A 17,181-nucleotide genomic window follows, 5' to 3' on the forward strand; every position below is an offset into this window, starting at 1 on the left:
ACACATTAAAGTATCAAGATTGTTTTTTTAGGCGATAGTAATGCTTAACCTGGTTTTGATACTTTTTTTAATAATTTTTGTTGTGTGTTACTGGCGCTGGGACGACATCCGTAATCACTTTTGGCAGAAAAAATACCTCAATAATACCCTCAATGCTCAGCAAAAAAATTTGCTGTTAAACTATATGCCCATCTATCGAAAGATGACGGATGCCGACCGCGAAAAGCTAGAACGTCATATCGTTTGGTTTTTAAATGAAAAACGCTTTATTGGTTGTGATGGCCTTAAGCTTAATGATGCAATGAAGTTGATTGTAGCAGCCGATGCCTGTGTTTTAGTGCTCAATAAACCGTGGCCATTGTATCGTAATGTAAAAGAGATCCTTTTATACCCCAGTGCGTATTATGCCCCGCAAACCTCCCGTGATAATGCTGGGCTTGTCAGTTATCACAATACCGTTCGCCAAGGTGAATCATGGCCAGGCGGAACCTTGGTATTGAGCTGGCATGATGTACTTGAGGGAAACCGCTTACCAAGTGATGGTCATAATTTGGTATTTCATGAATTTGCCCATCAGCTCGACCAAGAAACCGGCAAAACCACGGGCACGCCATTACTTTCGAGTAACGAAGATTACCAAAAGTGGGCGAAAGTATTTAGCCGTGCCTTTAATCAACTCAAAACCCATTTAGCTTATGGTATGCCTCATGTTATTCATAGCTATGGTGCGACAAACGAAGCAGAGTTTTTTGCTGTTATTACCGAAACCTTTTTAGAAAAACCCGCCGAACTCAGGCAGTTTGACCCTGAAATTTATCATTTACTGGTTGGCTTTTATCAGTTTGATCCAATTGCGTGGCATTAGTCGACTATTTACGTTTGTTTAACACGAATTGCTGGAATCTTGCTATGCTATTTGGTGCAATCCTAAAAGTGTGCATATAAGCAAAACAATAATAAGTGAGATTTCAATGAAGAAAATGCTTCATACAGTGCTGGCTGTATCGATTTCACTTGCTCTTACAGGGCAAGTAGTAGCAGAGCAAGCAAATGATGACAAATGGCAGGTGGACGCACCAAAAGGCCAATTCCTAGACGCTAAAATTAGTGTTGAGCAGGGCACGTGGATGAACGTAGATATTAGCCCTGATGGTAAAACAGTGGTGTTTGACCTACTTGGCGATATTTATACAATGCCAATGTCAGGTGGCACTGCAACGCAATTAACCAGTGATATTGCATGGCAAATGCAACCACGCTTTAGCCCAGATGGTAAGCACATTGCATTCACTTCAGACCAAGGTGGCGGCGACAACATTTGGGTTATGGATTTAAACGGTGAAAACCAAAAAGCAGTCACGAACGAAACATTTCGTTTGTTAAATAGTCCTGCTTGGAGCCCTGATGGCGACTACTTAGTAGCACGTAAGCACTTTACTGCAAGCCGCTCTTTAGGTGCTGGTGAAGTATGGCTTTACCACAAAGCGGGTGGTAAAGGTGTACAGCTAACTGCACGTGAAAACGACCAAAAAGACTTAGGCGAGCCGATGTTCTCACCTGATGGTCGTTATGTTTATTTCTCGCATGATGCAACGCCGGGTAAAACATTCCATTACTCTAAAGATTCTGTAGCGGGCATTTATAAAATTAAACGCTACGACCGTGAAACCGGCGAGATTGAAACAATTATTGATGGCATGGGTGGGGCTATTCGACCGACACCTTCACCAGATGGTAAAAAACTTGCGTATATCAAGCGCGATGATTTCCAAACAAGCTTGTACTTATATGATCTTCACACTGGTGAGCATACCAAGCTGTATGGCGAGCTTGAGCGCGATATGCAAGAGACATGGGCTATTCATGGTGTATACCCAACAATTGCTTGGACACCAGATAACGAACAACTGGTCTTTTGGGCGGGTGGGTCAATTCATAAGCTAGATGTGGATGATAAGTCTGTCTCGACTATTCCATTTAAAGTTGAAACTAATAAGCAAATTCAAAAAGCCGTGCGTTTTACACAAAACATCGACAGCGATAATTTTGATGTGAAAATGCTGCGTAATGTACAAATTTCACCTGATGGTGAAACGGCTATTTTTGAAGCGCTTGGTCATATCTATAAGCGTGATTTAGAGTCTGGCAAAGTAAAGCGTCTGACTAAGCAAGACGACCACTTTGAATTATTCCCGCAGTTCTCTCGAGATGGTAAGAAGATTGTTTACACCACATGGGATGATAACGAACAGGGCTCTGTACGTGTTGTGTCTTCACGCGGTGGCCGTGGCGATACCCTTACCAAAGAGCCGGGTAAATACGTAGAGCCAACATTTAGCCCAGATGGTAAAACAGTTGTTTATCGTAAAGCATCCGGCGGCAGTATTCTTAACCCAACATGGTCATTAGAGCCGGGTATTTACTCAGTAAGTGCCATAGGCGGTGATTCAACACTTATCACTAAATCAGGTTATCAGCCGCAATTTGGTGCAGCAAACGACCGTATTTATGTGATGAGCCCTTGGCCAAAACCAACATTGAGCGTTGTTGAGCTTGAATCAAAACAAGTTCGCAAACTTTATGAGTCAGAGCATGCAACAGAGTTTAGAGTATCACCAGATGGTGAGTACTTAGCGTTTGCAGAGCGTTTCAAAGTATTTGTTACGCCATTTGTTGAGCGTGGTAAAACCATTAATATTGGCCCGAAAGATAGCCAATTCCCAATTGAGCAGCTCTCTGTTCGTGCGGGTGAAAATATCAGCTGGAGTGGCACAAGCGATAAACTTTATTGGAGCTTAGGCCCTGAGTTATATCATGCAAGCCTAGCGGGTTTATTTGATATTAACCAAAATGCTGAGACTGATTTTAAAGTTAAAAGTGGCGATAACATTGGTTTTACAAAAACCATGGCGGAGCCTAAATCAGTATTTGCATTAACTGGCGCACGCATTATCACCATGAACGGTGAGCAGGTTATTGAAAACGGCGTTATTGTTACTGATGGTAAGCATATTAAAGCGGTTGGTAGTAAAGACAGTGTTGCTATTCCTAAAGGTGCAGAAGTAATTGATGTAACTGGTAAGACGATTATGCCGGGTATTGTTGATGCGCATGCTCACGGCTCGCAAGGTAGCGATGAGATTATTCCACAGCAAAACTGGAAGAACTTAGCGGGCTTAGCGTTAGGCGTGACAACGATTCACGATCCATCAAACGACACCACTGAGATTTTTGCTGCAAGCGAAATGCAAAAAGCGGGCATGATTGTCGCTCCTCGTATTTTCTCAACGGGTACCATTTTATATGGTGCGAATATGCCAGGTTACACGTCGCATATTGATTCGTTAGAAGATGCTAAGTTCCATCTTGAGCGCTTAAAGAAAGTGGGCGCGTTTAGCGTTAAATCCTATAACCAACCACGCCGTGAACAGCGCCAGCAAGTTATTGAAGCAGGTCGTGAACTTGAAATGATGGTTGTGCCAGAAGGCGGTTCATTACTGCAACACAACTTAACTATGGTCGTTGATGGTCATACGGGTATTGAACACTCAATTCCTGTTGCCAATATTTACGATGATATTCGCCAGCTTTGGTCACAAAGTGATGTAGGTTACACGCCGACACTGGGTGTTGCATACGGTGGTATTTGGGGTGAAAATTATTGGTACGACAAGACGGATGTGTGGAATCACCCACGCTTAAGTAAGTTTGTACCAAAGAATCAGCTTTTACCTCGTTCAATGCGTCGTGTTAAGGCGCCCGATCATCACTATAACCACTTTAACAATGCGCGTGTTGCCAAAGAGCTGCAAGACTTAGGTGTTTTAGTAAACCTAGGTGCTCATGGTCAACGTGAGGGTTTAGCGGCACATTGGGAAATTTGGATGTTTGCGCAAGGTGGTATGACACCACTTCAAGCAATTCGTGCAGCAACGTTAGATCCTGCTAAATACATTGGTCTTGATAACAACATCGGTTCTCTTGAACCGGGTAAACTTGCCGATTTAATCGTTATTGACGGTAACCCGCTAACTAACATTCGTGATACAGATAAAATCGATTACACCATGATCAATGGTCGTCTATTTGATGCTGCCACCATGAACGAAGTGGGTGAGAAAAAACGCGAAAAGTTATATTTTGAAAAAATCTAACATAGCGTAAATCTAAACTGAAAGCGGCCATTGTGCCGCTTTTTTATTGTTAATTTATTGTTTTAAATGAGGAAAATGTTTAATTCCAACTAGCTTTGCTTGGCAGATCATGCCCTCTACAAGCGTCATCAAATAGTGGCTGTGCGAGTCTAGCTGCGAACTTTCCATGTTATTACAGTTTGATAAACGCTGTTTAATTAACTGCTGGACTGCCATTTTATGCTCTTTGCAGGCTTGGTTAATTGGGCTGGCCAGATCAGCAAACTCAGCAGCAGTGTTAATAAATAAACAGCCATTGAAATCACCTAATTCAGTTACTTCAGAGTTAAACCAAGCTTCATGGCAGCTTATCAACGCTACTTTAAATGCTTCAACAGTGGTTAGCTTGCTGGTGGCATGCGTTAACCAATTTAAAAATCGGGTATGTCGCTCACTAAGGCACGCGAGTATCAATTCATCTTTACTTGCGAAATGGTGGTACATGGTTTTTTTAGCGACACCGGCCACACTAATAATTTCGTTTATTCCCACACTATGAATGCCTTTTTGATAAAAAAGTGACAGGGCGGTCATAATAATATGTGTTCGTTTATCCATAACAAGGCCTCATTGGGTGACTAATGATAGCTTGACAGAAGTAGACCGAATTATCTACCATTTGCAAGGTAGACAGATCGGTCTACTTTGGGGGTGTAATGGATAATAAAGTAACTAAAGCGGCAATCGCGGGTGTATTTGCTTGTATGGCAATTTTTGTGTTGGCCTATTTACAGCAACTAGGACATTACGGTGTGTGGTTGATGGCACCGTTTGGTGCAACTGCCGTGTTGGTATTTGGTGTGCCACACAGTCCGCTTGCGAAAGCGAAAAATGTTATTGGTGGGCATCTTTTGACTGCATTAATCGGTGTTGTATTTGTAAATTATGTCGGTGTAGGGCCTGTTGAAATTGCTATAGCAACAGGACTGGCAATTAGCCTAATGATGTTGACAGATACCGTACATCCAGCGGCAGGCGCAAACCCAATTTTGATAATGCAATCTATGCAAAGCTGGGATTTTTTAGTGATGCCCGTATTAATTGGAACGGTATTTATTGTGTTGTTTGGCAGCTTTAGTCAATGGATTATAACGAGCCAAGTGAACAGCCATAAAAAAACCGCTAACGAGTAGCGGTTTTTTAAAATGAATGAGTGTAATTAAATTACACAACACCACGCGGTAAACGACAATCGTGGTCTTTTTCAGCTAGGTTAACAATCCAAAGCTCTTCAGCTTTGTAACCATCATCGTTTGCTGTAACAACAGTAAACGGTGCTTTCTTAGCTGTTTTAGCTGGTGCAGCGGTTTTAGTTTTGGTTTTTTTCGCTGGTGCTTTTGGTGCTTCTTCTGCTTTAGGCTCAGCTGTTTTACCAGAAGTGAGCTCTTCAGTCAGCGCTGCAACATCAGCAAGGCGCAAGTTTTTGCCACCATCGATGCTATACCAACCAGGTTTTGTAGTGATTTCAGGTTTCTTACCATTCGCTGCTTCGTATGCTGCTTCGAAGGCATTTAACACTTCTGTTTTGTCTAGTTTGCTCATCAGAGACCCTATACGTTGTAAACACAGATTAAGAATATATATTTATACCTATTTTCAGCTTACTTTTCAATTTTTTGCGATTTTCCTTCCATTTTTCACCCATAAACGCCAAAATTTGCACAAAATAAAGGGTTGAAGGACGATTTCCATATGCAACGCAAACAATTTACTCAATTATTAAACGACATTCTTAAACCTGATTCAATCGCTGATTTTTGTCCAAACGGATTACAAGTTGAAGGGGCGAGTGAAGTAAAAAAAATAGTGACAGGTGTCACAGCAAGCCAAGCATTGATTGATGCTGCGATTGCAGAAAATGCAGATACAATTCTGGTGCATCATGGCTATTTCTGGAAAGGCGAGTCGCAGCCAATCACGGGGATGAAAAAGCGCCGCATTGCTGCGCTTTTAAATAATGATATTAACTTATATGGCTATCATTTACCGTTAGATATACACCCTGAAATTGGTAATAACGCGCAACTGGCAAAGTTACTTGATATTGAATTCACTGCTGGGCTTGAATCAGGTCCAAATAGTGTGCCGGTAAAAGGGCGCTTAAAAACCCCATTAAGTGGTGAAGAGTTTGCCAACAAAATTACCCAAGTACTTAATCGTGCACCATTAACAAGCTTGGTAAGAAAAGAGAAAATCGACACCATCGCTTGGTGCACCGGTGGCGGACAAGGGTATATTGATTTAGCGGCAGCCCAAGGGATTGATGCTTATCTCACTGGTGAGGCTTCTGAACAAACAATTCATAGCTCACGCGAGCAAGGTATCGATTTTTTTGCAGCAGGGCACCATGCGACTGAGCGGTATGGCATTAAAGCCTTAGGCGAGCTTTTAGCTGAACAGCATGGTTTTGATGTAACGTTTATCGATATCGACAATCCAGTCTGATTAAGTCTACAGCGCCTCTGGATCAATCCAGCGGCGCACACTCACCCAAGCACTGCCAATTTTTTCATGAGCGACTCTGGTAACGGCAACAAGTACATTGTCATCAGGTATAAACTGCTTATATGTTGGATACTGACTAAAATCTTGAAAGTCGGTTGCCGCTGGGATTACGTCAACACCTTGTGCATTAAATAAGTCTTTCGCTCGCGGCATGTGGCTGGCTGAGGTGACAAGCGCTGTTTTTCTATCGACTAAATAAATGGCAAGTCGCTTCGCCTCTTCTGCGGTGTCCATGGCGAGAGGGTTTTGTTTAATTCTAGTTGCTGATATACCAAGCGCTTTTGCTGTCTCAAACATGAGCTGGCTATTGGTGGCATTAGCAAAGCCGCCTCCTGATACATAGAGGGTGGCATTTGGGTAGTGGTGGGCAAGTTTAACACCTTCAAGTAATCGAGCAAGCGCACAATCGCCTAACTGGTGGTTTGCTTGAAGGCGCGAGTTGGGCATTATAGAGCAGCCAAGTACCACTATATTATCAAGTTTAGGGTGTTTTGCTTGGTTAAATTGCCATGCAGGGTTATTGCTTGCAGCTATCAGTGACTGGCCAATAAATGGCGTGCTTACCAGCATTAAAGTTAAAATGCTAACAAAGCCAAAATAGAGTGCTTTGCGTTTATGGGCAATGGCTAAAAATACCATCACTAAAGTAAGCAGCCCGAGCAACGGCAAGGGCATTAATAAAGAGCCAATGATCTTTTTAATTTCAAACATGTATCAACATTATTGTTTGTAATAGATGCAGCTATGTTAGTTATTTTGCCTTGTTTTAGCGACCGTTATTTTGCTTACACGTATTTAAAAAGTGACGATAAACAGGGTTATCTTTCATATTCTTTTTCATCGCTAAATACATAGGGCGAGTAAGGCCTAGCGCACCTAACGGAATAGACTTAATGAGTCCTTGGCTTTCATAAGGAGTGACTAGCCAGTCTGGTAATGCTGCAACCCCCATACCTGCACTCACTAATTGGAATATCAATAAGCCTTGGTCAACCGTTTTAAGCGTGCCATCAAAGCGTGCATTTTGAATAAAATGTTTGAATATATCTTGGCGCTCACGCGGAATAGGGTACGAAATAATTGTTTCGTTCTTTAAATCAAGGGCGGTGACATAGGCTTTTTTTGCCAATTCATGATCCGGTGCAACGATTAGTTTTAATTTAAAATCAAATAGGTGAGCATACTCAAGCTGATCGGGTTCACGAATATCGGAAGTCAGCACAAGATCTAACTCATCATTAATTAAATCTGGAATGGCGTCATAACTAAAGCCGCGCTCATAATCAATTTTAATATCAGGCCAAAAGTTATTAAATTCTTTTATGGTTGGTAGCAACCAATGAAAGCAGGCATGACACTCAACACTTAAACGTAAATTTGAAATTGGTTGGTTAAGGCTTTCTTTTAAACGACACTTTGTCGCTTCAACTCGTGGCAACACCTCATTGGCGAGCTCAAGAAGTAGCATACCTTGCGGAGTAAAACGCACAGGCTGTGTCTTACGTTCGAACAGTTGGCAATCTAACTTATTCTCAAGATCTTTAATTTGATGCGATAAAGCCGATTGAGTTAAAAATAACTCACGGGCGGTATTGACTAAAGAGCCTGTTTCTTTGAGGGTCGCTATGGTTTTTAGGTGCTTTATATCAATCATCTTTAAAAAATCTCATGAAAAATGTGAGTCCAACTCAGATTACGAACATACTACGCCTTAGAATTTGTTTTTTCAACGTCTAGACGTCTAAAAGTGATGGTTATTTTATCTTCTTTTTTACAATACGCCCTTTTATAATTAATTGACAGCGTTGTCATAAAAATATTTGCAGGTTGATTTTGAAATTCCATGAATTTACCTCAAGTTGAAACTTGCTGTTTTAAATGTTTTAAAGCATCTGGTCATTAATTTAATCCTGGATTCTAATGACTAAAAATAGGGCTGACTTTTCACTAAGGTATTATTTTTTAACATGTTAGTATCTTCTAATGAGTGTATTGTGATTTTTTAAAGGGATGCTTGTGTTACGAACTGTACTTTTACTCTGGGCTTGTTGGGTTTTTCCTGCTTTTGCGGGTACTATTTACAGTCAGTTTCCAACAGAGATTGACCCGCATGGTCACTATGTTTTTTATTCACATGGTTTTATTGTTGAAGGGACAAACCCTAAGCCTGTTCACAAAACCTTTGGTGTTTATGACTTTATTGCAGTAAAAGAAGCACTGGCAGATGAGAGCTATCATTTAATTGCCTATCACAGGCCAAAAGACACTGAGCCATTTACGTTTGCGAAAAAGCTCGCTGCAGATGTTGTAGCATTGATCAGTGCCGGTGTTGCTGAGTCGAACATTAGTTTGGTCGGTTTTTCACGGGGTGGGGCATTGTCGATCCTAGCAGCCAATGAACTTAAACGTACAAATATCAACTTAATTATATTGGCAGGTTGTGCAGGCCTTATAAAAGATCACACATCAGTTAAGGCTTATGGCAAGGTGTATTCTATCTTTGAGCGCTCAGATCAGGTTGGCTCTTGCCAATTTTTAATTGATAGAAGTGACGTAACTAAGTTCGAAGAAATAAGCATTAATACAGGGCTCTCCCATGGCGCATTTTATAAACCAAAAGATGAGTGGCTGTTACCAATTAAGAAGTGGCTAAAGGATTAACTATGCCTTATATATTGCTCGTTTTTGTGATCAGTGTTTTGAGCGTGAGTTCTGTAAGTCATGCTGAGCCGTTTACTTTGCCACGTACTAATACTGTGTTACTTAAAGATAAACATACCGAAAACGAATACCCTATTACGATTAAATTGCCACGCAGCTACCAAAAGCAAAACCAGAAGCGCTACCCCGTTGTTTACCTGTTAGATGCAAACTACAGTATGCCAATTGCCTCTGGCGTCAGTCGCTTCATGATGAATTCGGGGGTGATGGAAGAAGTGATTATCGTAGCAGTAGGGTATCAAAAAGGTGTGCCGGGGCTTAATAGCCGTATTTATGACTACACGCCATTTGAAGATAAAAATTGGCAACGTAAAACTGGCGGAGCAAGTCAGTATCTAAATTACCTAAAACATACCGTATTACCTTATATTGAGGCTGACTTCAGAACAACCCAAAAAAGCACGTTAGTCGGTAACTCGCTTGGCGGTTTATTTGCAGCCTATACTTTATTTACTGAGCCTTCGCTTTTTTCAAATTATATTATCGGCAGTCCTTCTGTGTGGTTTAAAGAAAACTCAATATTAGCTATGGCTGTAAAACCAGCTGCCATCACAACAAAAGTTTACATCGCAGTGGGTGAACTTGAAGAAAGCGAAGGTGAACAAATGGTGTCGGGCGCAAGGCAATTAGCAGCTAAAATTAATAAACAAAGTGGCGCGCTGGTTACAACGAATTTATTTGTTATCCCTCAGGCACGCCATGCAACTGCATTCCCAACAACGATTACCCAAGCCTTAGACTGGATTTACCAGACTAATACCAACCCGCAATAATACTTAAGTAAGCGGATTGGTATAAGAGCAATTAAAGAGCGTGACACTTTTTATATTTTTTGCCGCTACCACAAGGGCATTCATCATTACGGCCAATTTTAATATCTGCAACTGGTGTTATATCGCCATCTAGGTAACGCCATAAGCCATCTTCTTTAATAAAACGCGACTTTTCGTGTAACTCACAATACAAGTTTTGGTAAAAGTAATTTGCTTTAAATTCTACAAAGCCTTCTTGCTCGTTATGTTCAGTCTCTAAAACACTGAGTTTGGTAAAACGGCAGCTATTAGCAAAATCTTTAATTTCGCGAACCGGGTTCGCGGCTTGTTGGCTTTGTGCATAAGTACTAAATACATATTTTGCATCTTTTAGCGCGTATGCACTAAAACGAGAACGCATAAGTTGCTCTGGGGTATCAGCTTGGCTTGCACCGGTATGAAAAGGCTGGCAGCAAAGCTCGTAAGTCGATTCGCTGCCACAAGGACAAAGGGAGTGTGTGAGTGATGTCATAACAACTTACCTAAAAATGTAAATTGTTATTTTAACAAGCCTATTGTGGCTGCGGTACTAAATTGTTTAATTGAGCGCTTTTTGTAAAGCAATAAAACTTAGCTGATGCCTGATCAAGGTTTAAGTTCATCGAATCAAGTTGATGATTGTTTACAATATCTGTCCATGTGATCACAGCAGCAAAGTTACCGTTATGTAATGCTGAGCTAAGTACGTACTCAAGGTTTACTAAATGCTTTTGTCTGATCACAAGTAGTTTGCTGGTATCAATTGAACACGAATCTAATAATGCTTTGCTAGGAACATGATCAGGGGCAATTAATAGTGTCCATGCATTTTGGCTATTGTAATGATGTAATACTTTTAATAGCTCAAAGGTTGCTGATATTTCGTCTTCAATTTGAATTAAATTAACAGACGCTTTGTCGTTATCTTGTTGGTAGCTTTTAACTGTTCTTAAGGTAATTGGCTGTAACATAACTTTCACTCACTGGTTGTTTATACAGTATGTGTATACAGTAGTTTATACAGTGTTTTTGCGCAAGTACTTTTTTGCTATTTTTTAACCAATGATTCAGTTTTATTTTAATTAAAATAATTTAGTTCTTATTAAACATTTAGTTATGGTTTTGGATTGCAGAATGAAAAAGCTAAAAAATTTAGCATCTAACTCATACAGTGTTTTGTACAGTACTGTATAAGACGCTACATTTTTCTTCTATACAAGTGTTTTGCATAAAAAAGCCGGTATAAATACCGGCTCTTTATCTTTGCAATCTTGCTACTTATCTAAATAAGTATTTAAAAACTCAAGATATGCGTTTGAAGCTTTTATGCGGTTTTCCTTTTTAGTAAAACCATGGCCTTCATCATCAAATAATACATATTCGACAGGCACACCATTTGCTTTCACTGCGGCAACGAGCTCATCGCTTTCAACTTGTAAAACGCGAGGGTCGTTAGCACCTTGGATCACCATTAATGGCTTGGTGATGTTTTTAGCATGAAATAGTGGCGAAATTGCACGGTGACGTTCACCGTCTGTAGCAGGGTCGCCCATTTCGTCATACAGCGCCTTTTTAAAGCTTTCCCACCATGGTGGAATCGAGTTTAAGGTTCTAACCCAGTTTGTTACACCAAAGATGTTGATACCTACTTTGAACTCTTCAGGTTCAAAGGCAAGTGCGGCGGCGGTCATAAAGCCACCGTAACTACCCCCTATGATGCCAATTTTGTCAGCATCGACCCAATCGAGGCTTTGTAGATGCTTTTTGCCGTATACGATATCTTGTAAATCATCAGTGCCATGTTTTTTATCATCTAAATGGAAGAAGGTTTTACCATAGCCTGAGCTGCCACGGTTATTAACTGCAAAAATGGCATAACCATGATTGACTAGATGCTGCTGCATTGCACTATATCCTGTGCGACTTTGGCCTCCAGGGCCGCCGTGCACCCAAACTAAAGCTGGTACTTTGTTGTTGCTATTAGCTTGCTTAGGCTTATATAAAACCCCAGGGATTTCTAAACCATCAAAGCTTTTAAAGCGCACAATAGTGCTTTTAACCAAGTCATTTTGATCAATTGCATCACTTAATGTGTTGGTTAATTGTTTAGCTTTTGATTCACCGAGTTGCCACACAAATAGGTTACTTGGCGAGGTATCTGAATTTAAATAAAACGCCATGGTCTTTTCATCAGCTGAAAAGTTCACACCACGTAAGTTACCAGCAGGCAGCGATGGCATGGCAATACCTTTACCTGTGGTGGTATCAATTATCGACACTTTAGTGCTTGCGTCAGCATTAACACCGCTTACTTGATAACGGCCAGATTTAGAGAAGTAAATAAAACTCACATCCCACTCATCTTTGAGGGCAGGGCTGTGCTCGCCGGTCGTTAAGTCATAGCGCCACACCTCTGCAAATTCACCTTTGGCATCGGTTGAGTAATATAATGATTTACTGTCTCTTGAGAAGGTTTCTGGGCCATACTTAGCGTCATCGTCATGACGGGTAATAAGCTCTGGTTTCAGTGTTTTCTTACGCGTATCGAGAATGAACACATCGCTGTCTTTGTTCGAATTGTTTTTCGATAAAGCAATAAAGCGGCCGTCAGGGCTGATTGCGCCGACATCTAGCCCCATAGTATTTTGATAAACAGGCGTTACTTCATAGCTGTTAGCATCAACACGATATAGGTCCATAAACTTAGCATCACGCTGATTGCTGGTTATAAAAAAGTGTTTCGCATCTTCAGTAAAGCCTGCAAATCCTGCACGGGTTTCTTCACCTGGCGTAAGATCTTTAACTGTGCCGTCTGTTTCGCGAACGTAGATGTGATAACGCTCGTTACCGCCAGAGTCTTTAGTAAATAGTACGCGCTCATCTTTAGGGAAATAAGCCACTGCATAAGTACTGTCTTCAAAGTCTGTTAAGCGGGTTTTTTTGGCGGTTTTTATATCTACTTCATACAGGCTATAAATGCCGCTTTCATCACTGCTAACGAGTATTTTGTCGCCTTTTGGTGAAAAACTACTGCCCATAATTGAGGTTGTATCAAAAAAGGTTTCAGCATCATACTGTTTAACAGTTTGGCTTTGTTGCACGCTTTCGGTGGTGCTAGTTGATTGGGTTGATTGTGAACATCCTGCAAGTGCAAGGCTGAGTGCACATGCCACGGCTGCTAGTTGAAAACTCGGTTTCATTGTAATTATTCCTTATCTATTTTTCGCTATAGAGTCTTGCCTGTTCATTATATAAACGCAAGTTTTACCAGTTCGATATTTGTTACAAATCATGTAACTAATTAGGGACAAGGAATGCGCTAGAGGGTTTATAAACAAAAAAACCAGCGCAATTTGCGCTGGTTTGGTTTTTCATAACAATTGGAATTGTTTTGCTATCTTAAGCGGCGTCAGCTTTTTTATTGCTCTCGCCGCGGGCTACTTTACCTGCAACTAAGTCTGCTGGGTCAAAGTCGTCAACGTTAATAACGTCAAGACGGGCTTTTTCAACAGCAGCTAGTTTGTCGGCTTCAGCTTGGCTTAAAATACCTGCCTCTAGGCCCATTTGCGCTACTTTATCAAGCTGGAAGAAAGGCAGTTTCACGCCTTTTTCACGGCATACCTTGTCAAACAGAGGCTCAACTTCAAGAATGTCTTTCAGCGTTTGCTCTTGACGACCAACTAAGTTAAGCGGCTCGTTTTTAAGGTAAATGTAGTTAGCTAAACGATTACGAGTTTCGCTCGGTACTTGTAATAAGTGAGCAAGTTTATGCTCAAGCTTATCAGTAGGCTTACGAACTGGACGACCGAATGGGAATAACATGATTTTTAGCATTGCACGTAGTGGTGCAGATGGCATGTTATTGATTAAGTCAGCGAGTGCACGTTGGCAGTGGTAAAGGTGATCTTGGCAGCTCCATTGAACAAGCGCAAAATCTTCTTTTTTACGGCCTTCGTCGTTGTAACGTTTAAGTGTTGCAGATACAAGGTATAAGTAGCTTAGTAAGTCACCTAAACGTGCAGAGATACGCTCTTTACGTTTTAGTGAACCACCAAATACCGCCATGCTGATATCTGACATTAATGCTAATGATGCACTGAAACGTGACGCAACGCGATAAAACTCAGCGGTTTCGTCTTTGTATGGTGTACTTGTGAAGCGAGCATTCGTTAGTGCTAACCACTTAGTACGAACAAGATTCGAAATAGTAAAGCCAACGTGACCCATTAACGCCTTATCGAATACTGCAAGCGCTTCTTCACGGTCTTCAATTGCACAAGCACCTAGCTCAGTTAACACGAATGGATGACAACGAATTGCACCTTGACCATAAATGATCATGTTACGTGTTAAGATGTTTGCACCTTCAACGGTAATAGCAATTGGCGCACCTTGGTAGCCACGGCCTAAGTAGTTGTTTGGACCAAGCATGATGCCTTTACCACCATGAACATCCATGCCGTGAATAGTCGCTTCACGCATTTGCTCAGTTAAGTGGTATTTGATAATCGCAGATACAACCGATGGTTTTTCACCAAGGTCAACAGCCCCTGTAGACATGCTAACAGCAGCATCAGAGCTATATGCGTAACCTGCAAGTTTTGCCATTGATTCTTCAACACCTTCCATTTGACCAATTGGTAAACGGAATTGACGACGAATACGGCTGTAAGAGCCTGTTGCAAGCGCAATTGTTTTAATGCCACCTGTTGAGTTAGACGGCAAGGTGATTGCACGACCAACAGATAAACATTCAACAAGCATACGCCAGCCTTGACCAGCCATTTTCGGGCCACCAATGATGTAATCAAGTGGTACGAAGATGTCTTTGCCGCGAGTAGGACCATTTTGGAATGGAACGTTTAGCGGGAAGTGACGACGGCCAATTTCTACTCCAGGAGTATCTGTAGGGATCAGCGCACAGGTAATACCAGGCTCTTTGTCATCACCTAGTAAACCGTCAGGATCTTGTAGTTTAAATGCAAGACCAAGTACAGTCGCAACTGGAGCTAGAGTAATGTAACGCTTGTTCCATGTTAGGCTAATACCGACAACTTCTTCACCATTCCACTGACCTTTACAAACAACACCGTAATCAGGAATTGCACTTGCGTCAGAACCGGCTTCTGGTGATGTTAAAGCAAAACATGGAATTTCTTGACCACTTGCTAAGCGCGGTAAGTAATGATCTTTTTGCTCTTTAGTACCATAGTGCTGAAGTAATTCGCCCGGACCTAATGAGTTAGGTACACCTACGATAGATGAAAGTAACGTTGATTTACTTGTTAGTTTTTGTAGTACACACGATTGTGCATAAGCAGAAAACTCTAAACCGCCGTATTCTTTTTTGATGATCATGGCAAAGAATTTATTATCTTTTAGATATTGCCAAACATCTTGCGGTAAATCAGTTAGTTCGTGAGTTGCGTGCCAGTCATCTAGCATGCTACACACTTCTTCAACTGGACCATCAATAAACGCTTGCTCTTCGATAGTCAGTTTAGGTGCTGGGTATTGGTGTAATTTGTTCCAGTCAGGACGACCGCAAAATAGATCCGCTTCCCACCACGTAGTACCGGCATCGATTGCTGATTTTTCAGTTTCCGACATCGTCGGGGTTACTTTTTTGAAAGCAGCGAAGATAGGTTTGATGATGTATTGTTGACGAACGCCAGTCACAGAAAGTGGCACAGCGATAAGTAAGAATAGTAGCCAACTAATTGCGCCAAACGCGCCAGCAAATGTGCCAACAAGTAAAGTCGCAACGGCAATACCTAAGCAGGTATTCCAGCTTGCTCTGTGGTAACTCGCAATACTAAGCAGCACGAGTAAACCAAGTAAAAATATGAGAGTCATTGATTATTCCTTAATAGAGGTCAGACCACCTCTTTTAGAGTAGCGCTTGAAAAGCGAATTATCAAGAGGGGAACAGGGATTAAAACAGTCAGTGTAACGAGTTTTATTCATTTAAAAATGGCTATCAGTGCAAAAACATTTACAGCGAGTGAGGAATTGTTGAGTAATTACTTATAATCAGCGCCGTTATACTGGCGATTAGTTGTGAATTGCTCAGATAGTTCTGAAAATCTCAGCATAGCAGTTGCCATCTTTAACGCTATGTTTAACAATGAGCACAGGCAGGGATCAGCCCATCATGCCTTCCTTCGATTAGTTTTATAGGTTAAGAGTTCTATGTGTGAGTTGCTTGGCATGTCGGCCAATGTACCAACGGATATTTGTTTCAGTTTTTCAGGATTATTAGAACGCGGTGGTAATACTGGCCCGCATAAAGATGGCTGGGGCATCACTTTTTACGAAGGTAAAGGCTGTCGTACATTTAAAGATCCAGAGCCAAGTTGCCAATCAGAAATTGCCAAGTTAGTTAAAGCGTATCCAATAAAAAGTATTTCAGTGATAAGCCATATTCGCCAAGGAAACCGTGGTCGAGTGTGCCTTGAAAACACCCACCCATTTACTCGTGAGTTATGGGGACGCGAGATTACGTATGCCCACAACGGGCAACTATCGAATTATCATGATTTAAAACCAGATTACTATCGACCTGTTGGCAATACCGACAGTGAGCTGGCGTTTTGTTGGCTGCTCGATAAAATTCGCGAAAAATACCCTAAACGCCCATCGAATATGGCGTCTGTATTTCGTTATGCTGCCAAGCTTGCCCACACACTGCGTGAAAAAGGCGTATTTAATATGCTGCTTACTGATGGAGTTTATGTTTTAGCCTATTGCACCAATAACTTACATTGGATCACTCGCCGTGCACCGTTTGGCAAAGCGACATTAATTGATGCAGACATGGTGATTGATTTTCAAAAAGAAACCACACCGAACGATGTGGTTACTGTGATTGCAACAAGGCCACTCACCAATGATGAACGCTGGCAGAAAATGGAGCCCGGTGAGTTTTCACTTTTTAAAATGGGCGAAAAGATTTAAATAAAAGATGAAGC

The 17,181-nt window shown here is 41.4% G+C and carries 15 protein-coding genes; 7 read left to right on the top strand and 8 right to left on the bottom strand.

The window, feature by feature from the left end:
• Window positions 1-40 precede the first annotated feature (40 nt).
• A complete protein-coding gene (locus P4S60_RS05830) occupies window positions 41-865 on the top strand; it encodes a M90 family metallopeptidase (RefSeq protein ID WP_337115322.1) in 825 nt (274 codons plus the stop codon).
• A gap of 106 nt (window positions 866-971) precedes the next feature.
• On the top strand, window positions 972-4,154 hold the full coding sequence (locus tag P4S60_RS05835; RefSeq protein WP_337115323.1) for an amidohydrolase family protein: 3,183 nt from the start codon (window positions 972-974) through the stop codon (window positions 4,152-4,154).
• A gap of 54 nt (window positions 4,155-4,208) precedes the next feature.
• Here P4S60_RS05835 and P4S60_RS05840 read toward each other — a convergent pair whose 3' ends face one another.
• A complete protein-coding gene (locus P4S60_RS05840) occupies window positions 4,209-4,751 on the bottom strand; it encodes a TetR/AcrR family transcriptional regulator (protein ID WP_337115324.1) in 543 nt (180 codons plus the stop codon).
• A gap of 98 nt (window positions 4,752-4,849) precedes the next feature.
• Between P4S60_RS05840 and P4S60_RS05845 the strand changes: the two genes are divergently transcribed.
• Window positions 4,850-5,326, top strand: a complete 477-nt coding sequence (locus P4S60_RS05845) for an HPP family protein (protein WP_337115325.1) — start codon at window positions 4,850-4,852, stop codon at window positions 5,324-5,326.
• 31 nt (window positions 5,327-5,357) lie between these two features.
• Here P4S60_RS05845 and P4S60_RS05850 read toward each other — a convergent pair whose 3' ends face one another.
• Window positions 5,358-5,735 carry a hypothetical protein gene (locus P4S60_RS05850; protein ID WP_063706001.1) on the bottom strand — a complete coding sequence of 126 codons (378 nt, stop codon included), beginning with the start codon at window positions 5,733-5,735 and terminating at the stop codon, window positions 5,358-5,360.
• 150 nt (window positions 5,736-5,885) lie between these two features.
• Here P4S60_RS05850 and P4S60_RS05855 point away from each other — a divergent pair, with 150 nt between their 5' ends.
• Window positions 5,886-6,638: a Nif3-like dinuclear metal center hexameric protein gene (locus tag P4S60_RS05855; RefSeq protein ID WP_337115326.1), complete on the top strand. Its 753-nt coding sequence runs from the start codon at window positions 5,886-5,888 to the stop codon at window positions 6,636-6,638.
• 6 nt (window positions 6,639-6,644) lie between these two features.
• Here P4S60_RS05855 and P4S60_RS05860 read toward each other — a convergent pair whose 3' ends face one another.
• Window positions 6,645-7,409 (bottom strand): YdcF family protein, encoded by a 765-nt coding sequence (locus P4S60_RS05860; RefSeq protein WP_337115327.1) that lies wholly within the window; start codon window positions 7,407-7,409, stop codon window positions 6,645-6,647.
• A 55-nt stretch (window positions 7,410-7,464) separates the two neighbouring features.
• Entirely contained in the window at window positions 7,465-8,352 is an 888-nt protein-coding gene (locus tag P4S60_RS05865; RefSeq protein ID WP_054551603.1) for a LysR substrate-binding domain-containing protein, read from the bottom strand.
• A 362-nt stretch (window positions 8,353-8,714) separates the two neighbouring features.
• Here P4S60_RS05865 and P4S60_RS05870 point away from each other — a divergent pair, with 362 nt between their 5' ends.
• Both P4S60_RS05870 and P4S60_RS05875 read left to right on the top strand, forming a co-directional pair.
• The gene (locus tag P4S60_RS05870) at window positions 8,715-9,359 is read left to right on the top strand and encodes an alpha/beta fold hydrolase (protein ID WP_337115328.1); all 645 of its coding nucleotides are present in this window, start codon (window positions 8,715-8,717) and stop codon (window positions 9,357-9,359) included.
• Between the two features lie 2 nt (window positions 9,360-9,361).
• On the top strand, window positions 9,362-10,192 hold the full coding sequence (locus P4S60_RS05875; RefSeq protein WP_337115329.1) for an alpha/beta hydrolase: 831 nt from the start codon (window positions 9,362-9,364) through the stop codon (window positions 10,190-10,192).
• Between the two features lie 31 nt (window positions 10,193-10,223).
• Here P4S60_RS05875 and P4S60_RS05880 read toward each other — a convergent pair whose 3' ends face one another.
• From P4S60_RS05880 to fadE, 4 genes are all read right to left on the bottom strand, one after another.
• The gene (locus P4S60_RS05880; RefSeq protein ID WP_062564233.1) at window positions 10,224-10,703 is read right to left on the bottom strand and encodes a YchJ family protein; all 480 of its coding nucleotides are present in this window, start codon (window positions 10,701-10,703) and stop codon (window positions 10,224-10,226) included.
• Between the two features lie 40 nt (window positions 10,704-10,743).
• A complete protein-coding gene (locus tag P4S60_RS05885; RefSeq protein ID WP_063706205.1) occupies window positions 10,744-11,181 on the bottom strand; it encodes a SulA-like leucine-rich domain-containing protein in 438 nt (145 codons plus the stop codon).
• 303 nt (window positions 11,182-11,484) lie between these two features.
• Window positions 11,485-13,410: a S9 family peptidase gene (locus P4S60_RS05890; protein WP_337115330.1), complete on the bottom strand. Its 1,926-nt coding sequence runs from the start codon at window positions 13,408-13,410 to the stop codon at window positions 11,485-11,487.
• A gap of 199 nt (window positions 13,411-13,609) precedes the next feature.
• The gene (gene fadE / locus P4S60_RS05895; RefSeq protein WP_337115331.1) at window positions 13,610-16,066 is read right to left on the bottom strand and encodes an acyl-CoA dehydrogenase FadE; all 2,457 of its coding nucleotides are present in this window, start codon (window positions 16,064-16,066) and stop codon (window positions 13,610-13,612) included.
• Between the two features lie 336 nt (window positions 16,067-16,402).
• Between fadE and P4S60_RS05900 the strand changes: the two genes are divergently transcribed.
• Window positions 16,403-17,167 (top strand): class II glutamine amidotransferase, encoded by a 765-nt coding sequence (locus P4S60_RS05900; protein WP_337115332.1) that lies wholly within the window; start codon window positions 16,403-16,405, stop codon window positions 17,165-17,167.
• The last annotated feature ends 14 nt before the right edge of the window (window positions 17,168-17,181 follow it).

The organism is Pseudoalteromonas sp. Hal040 (assembly GCF_037162425.1).
GTDB classification, from domain to species: domain Bacteria; phylum Pseudomonadota; class Gammaproteobacteria; order Enterobacterales; family Alteromonadaceae; genus Pseudoalteromonas; species Pseudoalteromonas gelatinilytica.